This window comes from Kribbella caucasensis (assembly GCF_004361855.1).
In the GTDB taxonomy this organism is placed as follows: Bacteria; Actinomycetota; Actinomycetes; order Propionibacteriales; family Kribbellaceae; genus Kribbella; species Kribbella caucasensis.
In genome coordinates this window covers 118,237-132,822 of the sequence record NZ_SNWQ01000004.1, presented here as the reverse complement: position 1 = coordinate 132,822, position 14,586 = coordinate 118,237, and the positions used below count along the sequence as shown (strand labels likewise).

Below are 14,586 nucleotides of genomic sequence, written 5' to 3'. Positions count from 1 at the left end.
TCATGGCCGTTCCGCCTCCCCCAACTGACATCTATGGCTTTGCATACGAGGTACTCCGGTTGGCCGGCGAGGCGGTCGGCAAGGTCTTCGGCTGGCCGGACGCGGACGAGGAAACACTGCGGAACGTCCTCGCGCCGGCTTGGCGGGATCTCGCCGCGCTGGCGACTGCGATGGGAACGACGGCCGGCGAGCAGGCCGGAAAGATGGCGACCAGTTGGCCCGACTATGCCGGCGGTGCCTTCAACTCTTCGGTGAAGGCCTTCGCCGGCGGTGGTCTTGGCGGTACCGGCGAACTGTCCACGGCGGCGGGCCGGATCGCGCAGAGCGTGCTCGACTACGCGGCCGACGTCGAGTACACCAGAGCCCAGATCAAGTGGGAGATCGCGATCAACCTGCCGATCTACGCCGCGACCTTCGCCGCCGGACCGGCCGGGTGGGTCGCGGGTATGGGCGCGCGGTTCTTGATCACCAGGGGAACCGCCAAATTGGTCAGCGGTTCGCTGGAGTGGCTGGCGGGCCGCGCGGCCGCCTCGACGTTTCCCCAGGTCGTCGCCCTGACACCGGGTCGCTTCCTTCGCGGCGTGGCGACCGAGATCGTCGACGACTTGATCCCCACGGGCCTTGCGCTGAACGAGACCGGCAGGCTCGGCACGAAGTTCGGCAACGAACAGATGGAGAAGTCCATCCTGGGCTCCAGTGCCGGTGAACCGATCTCGCACCTCATCGGTAAGCCGTTCCGGGGACTCGGCAATCTGACCAGCCGCGCTCTGGATCGAGTCGGTGCGTCGAGATGGGTTAAGCAGCAAACCCGAGTCTTCGTGCAGTCCTTCGGCACCAACGCGTTCAGCTCGACGCTGTCCAGCAAGGTTGCCGAGGACGTTCACAGTGGCAACTTCGGCAACTTGCTGAACGTCCAGGACGCCGCCCAGTACGTCAAGGACGGGTGGCTGAGCGCCGGCGCCAACGGGTCGTTGCGCGCGAACGGCGTCGACACCTTCCGAGGGTTCAGCCAATCGGCATCGAACGCCTTGATCAACAGGTTCGGCACGGAGGCGTCGACCTTCACCCCACCACCGAACACCCCACCTGGCGACCTGGCCAAGGTCGCCGGAGGACAAGCCGACGTGGGACAGGCCGGGAATGGCCAGGCCGGCAGCGGTCAGCTCGGGAACAGCCAAGGGGGAACCAGCCAGACTGGAGGTGGGCAGGCCGGAGGTGAGCAGACCGGAAGTCTCCAGAGCGGCAGTGGTCAGGCCGGTGGCACGCTGACAGATGCCGGGTCAGTCACGGACCCGAACACCTCCAGGCTTTCGGACCCCGGATCCGACCTGTCCGGCGATCAGCAGTTGGCGGCCTCTGATCAGCTCCGGTCGGAGCAAGGTGAGTCCCTGCTCAGGCCGCCCATGACCACTTCGGGCGCCCACTCAGACGCCGGACCCGTCCGCCTCGGCTCAGCCCAGAGCCCATACCACGACACATCCTCGACCCTGACCGAGAACCACCAGCCCACCGACCAGCAGGTCACCGACCAGCAGACGGTCGATCTGCAGACCGGTGATCAGCAGCTGGTCGACCAGCCGGTCGTCGATCACCACGGCATCGCCGCCGACCAAACCGTCGATGCTCAAGGCAACGAAATCGTCGAATCGACGGATGGCGCGACAGCGAACCGGCAGGGCAGCGAGCTGCAACTTGGCGACCCGGAGGGCGGCCACCAGCTGTCGGGCGCCGCGCCTGTCGCGCCGGGGACCTCTGCGCCGGTGGTCACCCAGGCGCCAAGTTCAGTTGGTACACCGGCTGGGCCGGTACACTCTGCAGTCGGCTCCACCGCAGCGGCCGCGTCCACCCAACAGGGCACTACGCCGACTACCTCCGGCAAGCCGAACGTTTCCGCAGACCGAAGTGCGGAGACGGAGGCCGAAGACACTACCGATGGGGCGACGCCGGCCGGGGAGCCGAGCGTTGACGACGCGACGAGTGCTGATTTGGAGTTGGCGGCCTCGGCTGAAGCTGCGGAGTCGGTGGCGAAGTTTGAGCCGGCGGTTGGTGAGGAGCATTGGTTCGGGGCGAGCGCGGCGCTGGCTGGGCCTGTTGGGCAGGCACAGAAGGACGATCCACCGCCGCCGAGTGATCCGCCGGTGTCGGAGGCCGAAGAGGGGGCGGGAGCTGAGTTCGGGTGGTTCGATCCGGACTCGCCCTTGATCGCGGAGGAGGACCAACCGCGGCTCGGGGCGATCAACCTGCCGGGTCCTCAGACGTACAGGGGCAATACGGCTGAGTGGATCTCGGACTCGAAGGGGCGGCCGCGGTCGGTGCGCGCCCACCTCGTCCGAGCGTTCGACGGGCGCGGGCGTCGGTACGCCGACAAGGTGGCCCAGGCGCTCGCGGGCAAGCTTGGTGGAGTACCCAAGGACGAAGGTGGGCATGCGCTCGCCTGGCGGTTCTTCAAGATGACGGTGCTGGAGAATCTCTTTCCACAGAACAAGAATCTGAACACCGGTGCCTACAAGAAGGTCGAGAACGAGTGGGCCGCGTGGCTGAACGCCGGGTTTGAGCTCGACGTCACCGTGAGCTTCCCGCCCGGCCAGATCCGCCCGTCCACAGTGACGGTGACCTACACCGTGCAGGACTCGTCGGGCCGGACCGTGTGGGTCAGTGGCCGCACTTTCATCAACCAGGCCGGCGAGATCTTCAACCGGTACTCCCGTCCGTCGATCGAATCCTTCCAGCCCGGCGATGACGACCTCTTCACCCCACCGCAGGGCCCACTCACACCTCCTCCAGTGGACGACACCACTCCGACACCCCCACCGCCCGCCGATCAGCTCCTGGGCGATGTAGGGCCGTCAGCTCGGCTCGGTGCAAGCGAGCAGGTCGCTGATCCGATCGTGGTGAGGCCCGAGGGGGGCAACCGGGTCGAGGCCGGGCCGAACGGAGAGATGGTTGCCTATCTGAGCGAGGTCTATCCGCAGCCGGATGCGCTGGTCCGGGTGCAGACGGCTGAAGCGTTGGACCGGATGCTGAACCAAGATGGGAGTATTCCCGGTTGGGCGCTGTTCAAGGACATGGGGACGTTCAGCATCTTTCCGGATGACGCGGTTGTTCGATGGCGGGAGCTGGCCCGCCTGGAAAGCGGGCTCGTTGCCTTGATCAGCAGGGGCAACCGGGTCACGGTGACCTTCGCCGCCAATCCAGTCACCTCCTTGCTAGAGGCAACAATCGACGTGCGCGATCCGTCGACCGGACAGTCTGTGAACCACCCGCGCGCGAGGATCGCGGAGTTGGCTGACCTGATCCAGCACCCGAGCCAGCCCTCGGCCGATCCGCTGTCGAGCCCGGCCGGCGCTCCCGGTCAACAGCGGCACGAGGTGGAGCCCGGCCGCTATGGCAACGGCGACCCGGACGGCTCGTTCACGCGGGACTTTGCGGATCGGGTGGGTGACGACCCCCTGCGAAATGTTGACGATTGGGTCCCGCGCGGCAACCCGCACTACAAATCCGATCACCCCGGTGCGACGAACAACTGTGGCGACAGTGCCCGCGCGTTTGCAGACACGCTGCAGGGCCACGAGCCGCGGCTTGCTTACCTCGACCTGCACATATCGGTCAACCAGCACGGCACACCCAGTTTGAATCCGGGTGAGCGGCATGAGATGTACGAGTTCACCGGTGTCCGGCCCGACACGATAGTCGTTCCGGACGCAACGAACCCGGAGGCTTACACCGCAGCCGCGTTCGACCGGATCAGGGCCAGCCTGGAGGGTCAGCCGCCAGGCACGGTTGCGATCATCGGGGGATTGTTCGCGCCGAGGGGTCCTGGCGTCCCGACTGAAGGTCACTGGTTCAACGCGTTCGTCGATGACACTGGCGCGGTCCGCTGGGCGGACATGCAGATTGGCAGGGTCGGTCATTTCCCGCCGGCCTACGTCGGGAAGTTCGCCGAACTCTGGGTGATGGTTCGCACCCCAGGTGGTGAGTGGCACTCGCCGGCCGCGCCGAGTACGAAGGTGGACTTGGTCGACGGCAAGATCGAGTTCACCCCGAACCCGGACTCCCGACAAGATGCTGCCCGGTTGTACGGCGGCATCGGGGGTGCTCAACCGAGTGGGCCGTTGAGGATCGGCGAGCAGGTGACCGCCGTACTCCGGGCGGACGTGCCTGGTGGAACGCCGAGATTTGTTGGGACGGCCGGGCTCGACGCGTTGCGGGCTGCCCTTGATCCGCAGGCGCTCGCTGCGTTGGAGCAAGAGTTGACCGCGCTCGCCGAGTCCGGGCATGGGGTGAGGTTGGTCGTCACCCGGGTGGCACGGCCGGCGGCCGACGCGTCGCCGTACAGGTTCACGGTCGAGGTGGTCGACCACAGAGCCACCGTCAAGACTTACAGCGCATTCAACCTGGCCGAGTTGGTCGATGCTGTCCACGGCCCCGCTGACCAATTGATCGTGTCTCCGCAGGGCACTCGGCTGGAGCGGAACATCCAGGAGGCGATGGCTCGTACGACGGTGGCCAACTCCGCGGACGTCAAGTCGATCCAGCGGACGAGTGCGAACAGCTATGAGATCCAGGTGACGAAGGATGTCGCCGTACAGGTCGTCGTCACCACGGGGCAGGTCGAGGCAGAGCAGTCGTACACAGTCGAGATCCACGACGGCGCGGTTCCCACCGCCGTGATCACCGTGGCCGAGAACGTACGCCGCTACGACGTCGCGCCCACGATGGCGCAGGCGGTCGCGGAACTCCGCCTTCGCCTCACCGTCGGGGTGACGGACCCGAGTCTGCTGACCCGAGAGCCGCTCCTCACTCCGACCGCGAACCAGGACGAGCGGTCCGACCTCGAGCTGACCATCGCGGACAAGGCCCGGCTGGCCAATCTGGAGCAGCGGGTCGAAGATCGCCGGGAGATGGGCGCGATCCGCAAAGCCCTGACCAGGGACGCGATCGCGAGGTTGATCGAGTCGATGGGCTTGGCGACCCACCAGCGTGACGTGGACCTGCTGCGTGGCCTGATCGGTGGTCGCGCGCGGGCGACGGTATACGCGTTCGAGTCCCAGCAGAGCCTGCTGGACCGGCGCCTGCCCACCGCGATGTTCGTCGCCAAGGTGGTGATCAGCTCCGGGGTCAACTCGACGGCCATCGTGGCAGCGGTCCTCCTCGCCGGCGGCACCCCGTTGCTCGCCGCCGGAATGGCTGTTCCGGCCTTCGTCAACTCGCTGACCGGTGCGTTCCTGGATCGCTGGCTGGTGGGCAAGAAGGAGTTGATGTACCGGCCTGCCTACCGCGCCGACGACGAGGCACGCGAGCGGGACTACCCGGGATTCCGCAGGCTCCTCGGCATCGCGCCGGCACCGCCGAACGACGGTCCACAGCCCCCGCGTGCCACGCAGCAGGGCCACTACCTGGTCAGGCACGGCGGTGCCGCCACGGCCGGAATCGGCGCGGCCCTCGCCCTGGTGCCACTTGGTGTCGACCCGCTTTCGGCAATCCTGGTGCTGGGGCTGGCGGCGGGATTCCGGGCCTGGGCCGAGCGCCGCATCGACGCGGGCAAGTTCGACGCGCGGCTCCGCCGGGTCGACCACATGAAGCGGAAGCAGGAGAACGACCCCGACACCTTGCAGAACCAATTACTCGAAGCACTCGCCGACCTGCGGCGGAGAGCCGAGCGACTCGCTTCGATGCAGGGGCTGGGTCTGGATCACCGAGTCCCGGAGCTTGGCGACGAACCGGGCTTCCCGTCGCTCGGCCTGCACCTTGGCGCGCAGACCATCGACCAGATTCCCTCGATCCTGCGGCGGTTGCTCTCTGCCGGTGGGAACAAGGACACCGACGCGGCAGGTCGGCCCGGTCCGCAGCCGGCGGTGAACCCACTGGCGCCCATCCTCGAGGCGATCACCAGTTGGGAAGGTCTGCTCGGAGCCTTCGTTCCCAGCGCCGGCGGTGCACTGGCCGGAGCTCCTGCGGATGCCTGGTTCATGAGCAAGGACGAGGCGACCGGAGACGAGCGTCGAACCTATGAGGTGCAGTTGCTGGCCGCGCGGTCGGCCCGGGAGATCCTCGACGCGTTGGGGAGTCAGCTGTCCGATCTCGACAGCAGGATCGGACAGCTCGAAGCAGAGGCCGCGCAAACACAGTCCGGTTCAGTACCCGACCTGGCCGACCGGACCCAGGATCGGGCCGACCTCGAGACCGGGGTACGGCTTCGTCCGCCGGATGCGCCGACCGGGCCCAAGCCGTTTGGGTTGACACCGTTCTGGGCTTGGGTCGCGCAGGTCGCCGCGGTCTCGGCCTTGGCGATCGGTACGACGCTCGGGGTTCACGCCGTGATCAGTTTGGAAGACCTCCCTTATTGGTTGTCGATCGCGGGCTCGATCGGCGCCGTGGCCGGCATCCCGGCGTCCAGGTTCTACTTCAAGAACGCCGAACTGATGCGTTTCGACCGGCTGAACCACGCACTGGGCGCGCAGGTCGCCAATCCGGAGGTGATCGACCGGACCGTCGCCCGCGTTCAGTACCTCCTCGAGGAGATCGGCGACTTTGCCGATCAGGTGGTGGACGGTACGACGCCGACCTGGTCGGACCCCGTGTCGCGGAGCGCTCCCGACTTCACGGACCGGGCGCGCGCCGCCGTACGGGAGGCGAGGACGGCGAATCAGCCTGGGGACGATCCGGCTGTCGACTTCCGTGTCCGGCAGGAACGCAGTTGGGGGCTGCAGCGGATCGAGTCACTGGCGGCCGAGGTGGACCGGCTGGAGGCGGACGGTCGGTCTGGGCCGGAGCTTGACGAGGCGCGGGCGCGGCTCGAACACGCGATGACCGTCTATCTGCGGATCACGGACAACGCCGGAATTCCGCCGTACTTCCCGCTGCTGGAGGGCGTGGATCCGGCCAAGGGCGAGGCCGTCCGTGGGGGATATACGGATCGGGTGCGGGCTGCTGTCGACGAGGCCAGGCGGTTGCTGCGTGCCGAGACGCGAGCCGAGAAACCACTGCTCGAGGATCGTATCGACGCGTTGTGGGCAGTCCGGAAGGCCGCTGATCTCATCGACATCCGGCGCCCGCTGGCGGAGCGAGGCGTCAACCACCGGCCGCTCGAACAGGCCGAGCGCCGTCTCGAGGAGGCGATCGAGAAGTTCCGCACGCTGTCCGCCGAAGCGTCCGTCCCCGACCCTCTCCTGATCGCCGACGCCACCGACGACGGCCCGTCCAGCACCAACCCACCCGACTCCAACCCGGACAACCCCGACCCGAACGACCCGGACCCGAACGACCCCAATCCGAACGACTCCAATCCCGACGATTCGAACCCCGACGATTCCAACCCGGACCCCAACCCCGACGAGCCCAAGCAGGACGACGTTGGTCAGGTCTCCTCGTCGGAGCACCAGAACCGCGCGGAGTGGAGCTTCGGGCAACCCGGTCAGCCGGATTACGTCGTACTTGAACTCCGTGAAGTGAAGCCCGTGCCACCGACGTACCTCGAGCCGGGGCAACCGATCCGGCCGCAGCGCTCGGTGTCGTTCGACTGGGCGTTCGGACCCAAGGCCCCGAATCTCATCCCGCCGGGCGTCGGCCGCTATCGGGTGAGCTCGCTGGAATCGGGGCTGAAGGCAATGATCCGGTCCGGCCATACGGCCAAGGTGGTGCTCACCAAGGTCCAGGGCCCGGATGGCAAGGCTTCGCTCGAAGTCAGTGTCATGTTGGAGCACGCGGAGACCGGCCGGAGCAGGTGGTACCGCGGCCGCTCGATCGCCGACATGATCGAAACCCTGGACAAGCACCGCATCCTCCCCCACACCCCTCCCGACTTCGCTGATCACCCGGACAACCCGGAGGCGGCCGAGGACGGGCGCAGCGCTATTGCTCGCGCGCTCAACCCGGTACCGCGACCACCGGTGGACGTGACCGACCAGGCGGACCTGACGGATCCGACCGATCCGACCGATCCGACCGATCCCACGGACCCGACCGATCCCACGGACCCGACGGACCCGACGGACCCGCAGGAGTTCGCGGACGGGAACGGTACGACGTCTGCGCAGGATGGGGTTCCGCCCGGACACGATGCCTCGGGCAAGGACGTCATCCGGGGTGTGGCACGGTCGTTGATGTTCTTCAGTGGAACCCGCCGGCTGATGGCCAACTGGGAGGCCGTCGAGCGGGAGATCCACGCGGCCCTGGCCCGGGACGACGTACTCGCGGCGGCGGAGATCGAGTCGGTGACCCGCAGGCCCAGCGATCCGAGTCGGCCGGAAGTCCTGGACGGCAACAGGTATCTGGTCACGCCGAAGGTGGGCGCCCCGTTCGAGCTGAACGTCCGAGCAGCGACTGTCGACGACGGTCACCCGGGCGAGTTCGTCGTACTGGCGGACGGGTCGCAGCCCGCGACCATCAGTGTGTCCGCGCGGAGCGGGAACACCAGCGTGGCAAGGACGATGGCCAATCTCCTGCACCAATTGGCACACGCCGGCCGGCCGGCCGAGCCGTCTGTACTCCGGCTCGGCAGCAACGTCAAGCAAGAGCAGGTCCTGTCCCGGGAGGATGGGGGCCGACTGGCCGAGGCGCGGCTGCTCGACAAGGAGTTCGAGACCACGCGCAGGCATCACCCGTTGCGCAAGCAGAACCTCCGCAACGAGATCCGCGCGCTGATGGAGCATCTCGGTGTCGCGCGCGGCCAGAAGGACGCGCAGTACCGGCAGGCTCTGCTGGAAGGTCCGGATGGTCCGATGGTGGACAAGCAGACGCGCGGCTGGGTGAAGGGTGACGAGCGGCCGCGGCTGCGGGTGTACTTCGCCAAGGAACTCGCGTTCGGCGGGTTGCCGGCCGTCGCGGCGGCGGTCGGTATCGGCGTGGTCAGCGGGAGTGTGGTGGCTGCGACCGGGGTGGCGGCGCCGCTGCTCGCGGCCGGGGTGTTCCACGCCGTCGCCCAACGCTGGCTGGACGGGCACAAGCTCAGGCTCAAGCTGGACCGCTTCGGCGTGCGGCTGGGCGAGGTGGCCAAGCGATACCCGGGGCTGTACGGCCGGCTCGAGGCGGACCCGTTCGGGCTGGTCGGCAAGCCGCCCGAGAACGTCGACCCGGACACGATGGCGCCGGCCGAACCGAGGTACCGGATCCGGCATCTCGGGCCGGCGATCGCTGGTGCCGCGGTCGCCTTCGCGCTGGCGCCGACGCCCGCGGCGATGATCGCCCCGGCGATCTTCTTCGGTGCCTCCGCCGTCCTGCGGCCGATGATCGACCGGTACGCCGACGGCCGCCGGCTCAAGGCGAAGATGCTGCGGTTCGAGGAGCTGATGACGCGGGCCGCGACCGATCCGGCCCGGTACCAGAACCAGCTGACCGACTTCCTCGAGCAGCTCGACCGTCGGCTGGCCGGCGCGACCGAGGCGATCGCAATGGCCGGTGCCCGTGCCGACGGGTCCCTGGACTCCCTCGGCTACCGGACGCTGGCGCCGGCGGAACTGGCCGAGCAGATCCCCGGCCTCGGCCGACGGTTCGTGCCCGGCAAGTCCGATCCGAACGAGCTGGACCCGACCGACGTGGCGAAGGCGATCAGCACGTACGGCGAGCTGCTGCTGTTCGGCGCCGCCAACAACCTGCTCGGCGCACTGGCGGCAGCCGGTGTCAACACGTTCCTGGAGGCGAAGAACGACGAGGCGATCCACGACCTGGTCACCTTCAGTGTCGATGCGATGGAGAGCGGCGAGAGCAGGGCGCTCTTCCAGGCGATGCGCGCCGACCTCGAGAAGGCCGTCCAACTCGTCGGCCTGGCCGAACAGCTGGCCGAGTCCCGCCAAGACCCGGCGACGGCCAAGCTCCTACCACGGATCCTCGACCGGCTCCGCGGCAACGCCCCGACCGCGATCAACCCCGGTACGCCGCTGCCGACGGCGCCGGACCAACCCGAGCTCGTGGCCGGCAGCAACCACCCGTCGGCGCGGATGCCGTTCTGGGCGCACATTCTGAACGCGGCACCGCCGCTGCTCACGTTGAGTGTGGTCAACACCGTCGACCACGTCCTCGGGCTCGATCCGGCGATCTACCAGGCGACTGTGTTCACGGCGCTGGCCCAGTTGATCGCGACGCCGATCGCGCGGTGGGCGGCGAACCGGCAGGATGCCCAGCACGACGTTCACGCGGCGGACGCCAACAACGAACTCGCCACAGACCAGAAGCAACTGGCGGACAAGCTTGGTGTGCTGCTCTTCCTGACCGAACAGACCCAGCAGGCGGCACAGGCCAAGTCTGACGCACTACGGCCGGAACCGCGCCGATTCACCCCGGCGAACGTTGCCCGCAGCATCGACGTGTTCTTCCGCATCCGTCCGGCCGGCGCGGAGTTCACCAACTACGTCCGCGCCGCGGTACGTGCCGCCCGCCTGGGGATCGTGGCGGCCCCGGGAGAGAACCCGCGCCAGGGTTTCCAGGACCGCCAGGACCAGCATCTCGCCCTCGATCGGATCGAGCAGCAGGCCGACCACCTCGACGACCTCACCGAGGCCGTACGACGCGGCGCTGCCGGCGCGCGGGCCGAACTCCGCAAGGCTCGCGCCGACCTCGTCGCCGTACTGAAAGCCCACGATGGCCTACCGGATCTCGCATCGGTGGATCCGGCCAACGGAACTCGCGTGACCGGTGACCCGATCGCTCGTACCAGAGCCGCCGTCGACGAGGCCTGGCGCCGGCTGCAGGCCGAACCCGGATCGACTCCGCTCCGGATGAAGCGGGTCATCGCACTCTCCCGCATCCGCGTCGCACTGGACACGCTCGACCGCATGCTCGCAATCGCCGAAGCAGGCGGCCGCAAACAAGGCGTCGTGCTGGCCCTGAACGAACTCGCCCGCACGGTCAACGCCTTCAAGGCCCTCCAACGCCGTGCCGGTGTCCCTGGCGACACCAACCTCGACGCGGCACTGGTCCGCAAGCATGTCAGCCAGCGGCTCGAGTCAAACCAGCTGACCGGCAATGCGGCCCGGCTCGAAGAGTTCGTTGCCGACGGCCCTGTTCAGGACCACGCCCGGCTGCTGCGAGTCGTGCTACGGGAGGTGCTCAATCCGCTGGTGCGGCAGGCCGCCGAGGTTGGTGAGATCGCACTGGACGAGGACGGGGCGACCGTGCTGCTGACTACACCGGACGGCCAGACCTTCCCGATCGAGTTCCGGATCGGCCCCGTGGCGGATGGGCATCCGGCCGAGTTCGTCATCGGCGACGAGGTCGTCACGGTCACGGTCAACGAGCGGATCAAGTTCGACGACGTCACCCGGACGGTCGCGCACGAGCTGGCGGAGATTGGCCGGCTGCTGACCGGCGCCGTGCCGAAGGCGGATGTCCTAACGCCCGGCGCCGATCCGAGCGACCGGGTGCTGTCCCCGCACGATCAGGGTCGCGTCGCCGAGCTGCGCGTCCTGCTCAGCGGGCCCCGTACGGCGAACTACCGGGCCGAGCGGCGAGCTTTGATGCAGCAGCAGATGGAGGCTCTGCTCGAGCACCTGGGTTTGGCGCAGGGCCAGGAGGGAGCAGAGCAGCGGCGGACCTTGCTGCCCGAAGACGTCCAGCAAGACCTCACCCGGCTGGAGACGAGGGCCGGGCCAGCCGGCTTCGCAATCGTGCGCACCTCGGTCATGCCGCGCGAGGTCAGCTACATCCCGAGCGAGCCACCGCACCCGAAGTGGGGTCTTCGCCGATACCACATGAACAAGCACTTCTTCGGGATCGGTCAACACGCGCTCCGGATTATCGACCCGCACGGGAATGCCGCCATCTGGTACGGGCATATCCAGCAGTTGCTGACCATGCCACCGACCACCACACCCGACGCCAAGGGGGTCTTCGACATCATCGGCGAGTTCCCGCTGAACGACGGTTCCGGGCGCTTCAAGCTCGGCGTACGGCTCTGCCGGCGCCCGGACGGAACCTACGACCTCATCACCGTCCTGACGAAGCAGACTTGAACGTCTCGCGGGTGAGGAAGCCGAGTTGGGCGGGTTTGGTGGTGCCGTCGTGTTGGGTGATAGTGACCTCGGTGCCCATCGTGAAGCCGCCGCGCTGGAAGCGGGTGACGGCCTTGGTGTTGCGGGCATCGGGTTCTACGACCACCCGGGGATGCCCCTTCTGGCCGATCAGGAAGGTGCCGAGAGCAACGAAGAGCTGGCCAGTGAAACCGGGTCGCGGGTCGCCAGGGGCAATCAGGAGGTGGACGCCGATGTCGCCGGGCTGGACGTCGTACGCCTCGCCGACCGGATCGGCGCCGGGGTCGTAGGTCTGGAAGAGGGCGACCGGTACGTCGTCCACATGGACCAGGTAGACGTGGTGGGTCGGCAGCGAGTCGAGGAACTCGTAGATCGCGAGCACCTCGGCGCGGGACTTGTCGCCCATGCCCCAGAAGCGGGCCCGCTCGGCGGTCACCCAGTCGTAGATCAGGTCGATGTCATCAGCCGGTTGAGCGGGGACGATCCGGACGCGGCCGAGGCCGGCGATGTCCTGGTCGAAGGTGTCCTCCTTGGGGGTGAGCTTGTCCCAGTCGGTCACGATCGGCGCGAGCTCGCCGCGCAGCCACAGCGGCAATTGGTCGTGGTGGTGCGGATCGCCCAGTACGCCGGACGCGCCGAGCGGCACGATCCACGAACTGTTCTCGCGCTTCGCCAGGTCCCACGCGAACCGTGCGGCCGACGCGCGGATGCACACATCGGTGAGACCGGGCAGCGGCGACGTCGACATCACGCAGTGGTGGTCGCCGGACAGGGCGAGATCGATCGGCTCCTCGTCGGGGGCGAACAGTGGTCCGCGCAGCGCGTGCAGCGGCGACAACTGATGAGTGTCGCCCCAAGGCCCACGTGGTCGGCGGCCAGCAACCTCCTCGAGCGCTTCGCGAGCGAGGCTGCCGAAGTCGATCGACGGAAGCAGGTCGGTGGTGAGCAGGTTCTCCAGTGCGAAGGCGACGTGCGTCAGCGTGTCCATCCACGGCTGGAACAGTTCAGGGCAGCCGGATTCCTGGTCCAGCGGCGCCAGCGTCGGGTGCTCCGCGATCCGCCGGATCAGCGCCTTCCGAACCGCCGCGAAGCTGGAGGCGATGTTGCTGGAGGCATCCATCCGGCGATCCCATACCTGCAGCTGCGCCCGCAGCTCAGCAGCCGCGGGTGTGAGATGAGGCAAGCCCGCAAGGAGATCCAGCAGCAGGTCCGCCGACCCCAGGTAGGTATCGGTGTGGATCGCCGGCATCTCCTCGACCGCCCACCCTGAACGCGAGGTCAGCAGTTCCTTGATCCGCAGGTAACGGTGTGGCGCCGCGAACTCCTCGCCGAGCGGCTCTGCGATCTCGCGACTGTTGGCCATCACCGCGACCCCGTCGACAGTTGCCCGAGGCAACTCGTGCCATCCCCGCCACTCGTGCTCCGCCTCCCAGGCCGGTACGACGCGCAGCAGGTTGCCCGGATCCCGCTCGGGAACGAGTCCCGCGGTTCGGTGCAGCAGCCCTCCGGACGTGTCGGCGGCCATCACCACGTTGACCGGTTCCACCCAGGTGTCCCAGGCCCGATCGACGTCGGCCACAGTGGTTGCCGTGAGCAACTTGGGGATCGTCTCGAAGCCGAGGCGGCCGGTCACCCGGGGCGGGTAACACAGGCTGATCGCCCGATCCTCGTCCGGACCGCCGACGATGATCGGTCCGCGCTCGGTCTCGATCACCTCGATCGGCACGGGATCCGAGCCGGCGACCTCGATCGTCTCGGTGTGGACCGAGGCGGTCTGCCAGCCGGATGGGCCGAGCGCCTCGACCTGCGAATCACTGCGGCGCAATTGTTCGTAGTACAGGTCCTGGTAGGAGGCCATCGCGTTGGTGATGCCCCACGCGACCTCGCCGTTGTGGCCGAAGTGGGCGATGCCGGGGATGCCCGGGACGGCCAGCCCGACGGCGTCGTACTCGGGGCAGGAGAGGCGGATCTGCTGGTAGACGTTCGGGCTCTCGATGTAGCGGTGCGGGTCGCCGGCGATGATCGGCAGGCCGGTGGCGGTGAGGTCACCGGGGATCAGCCAGCCGTTGCTGCCCGCGGTCGTTGGGCCTTCGGAGTTGAACAGGGTGACGGCGCCCTCGCCGAGGTTGCGGACGACCTGCTCGCGCCAGAGCAGCGTCGGGAAGCCGGCGAACAGGATGTGCACGGCCATCCAGATCCCGAGCGGCGCCCACGGTTCCCACTCGGTGGGCTCGAGCCCGGTCGAGGCGAACTCAGGAGCCCGTACTGCGGCGCTGGGCAGCGCGTGGTTGACGCCGTCCACGTACGCCGAGATCCACTCACGAGTGTCGTCGTCGAGGTTCTGGTAGCACCGTTGCGCGGTGTCGTCGATGCGGGCCTGGCGGGCGAACGTGTCCCAGCCGACTGCCTCCTGGCCGAGGAAGGCCGCGCTCGTACCGAGGAATCGGCGGCGCTCCAGTTCGATCTGCCAGCCGCGGTCCGCGGCGGCGTTGACGCCTTGGAGGTAGGCGAGGGCGAGTGGGTCGCCGGCTCGCAGGTGCGGGACACCCCAGTCGTCGCGGTGGACCTTGGCGTTCAACTCGATATCCTCGCTTCGCTTAGGTTAGGCTGCGCTAACTTACAA

The 14,586-nt window shown here is 68.0% G+C and carries 2 protein-coding genes; one reads left to right on the top strand and one right to left on the bottom strand.

Features of this window, described 5'->3' with window-relative positions; genetic code table 11:
• The first annotated feature begins 2 nt into the window (after nt 1-2).
• Nucleotides 3-11,945 carry a WXG100-like domain-containing protein gene (locus EV643_RS10520; RefSeq protein ID WP_502255079.1) on the top strand — a complete coding sequence of 3,981 codons (11,943 nt, stop codon included), beginning with the start codon at nt 3-5 and terminating at the stop codon, nt 11,943-11,945.
• Here EV643_RS10520 and EV643_RS10515 read toward each other — a convergent pair.
• The gene (locus EV643_RS10515; RefSeq protein ID WP_133799822.1) at nt 11,920-14,541 is read right to left on the bottom strand and encodes a GNAT family N-acetyltransferase; all 2,622 of its coding nucleotides are present in this window, start codon (nt 14,539-14,541) and stop codon (nt 11,920-11,922) included. The genes EV643_RS10520 and EV643_RS10515 overlap by 26 nt on opposite strands.
• Between the last annotated feature and the right edge of the window lie 45 nt (nt 14,542-14,586).

Coding starts and splice junctions, on each gene's coding strand:
- EV643_RS10520 (WP_502255079.1), top strand. CDS start 3: ATGGCCGTTCCGCCTCCCCCAACTGACATCTATGGCTTTGCATACGAG.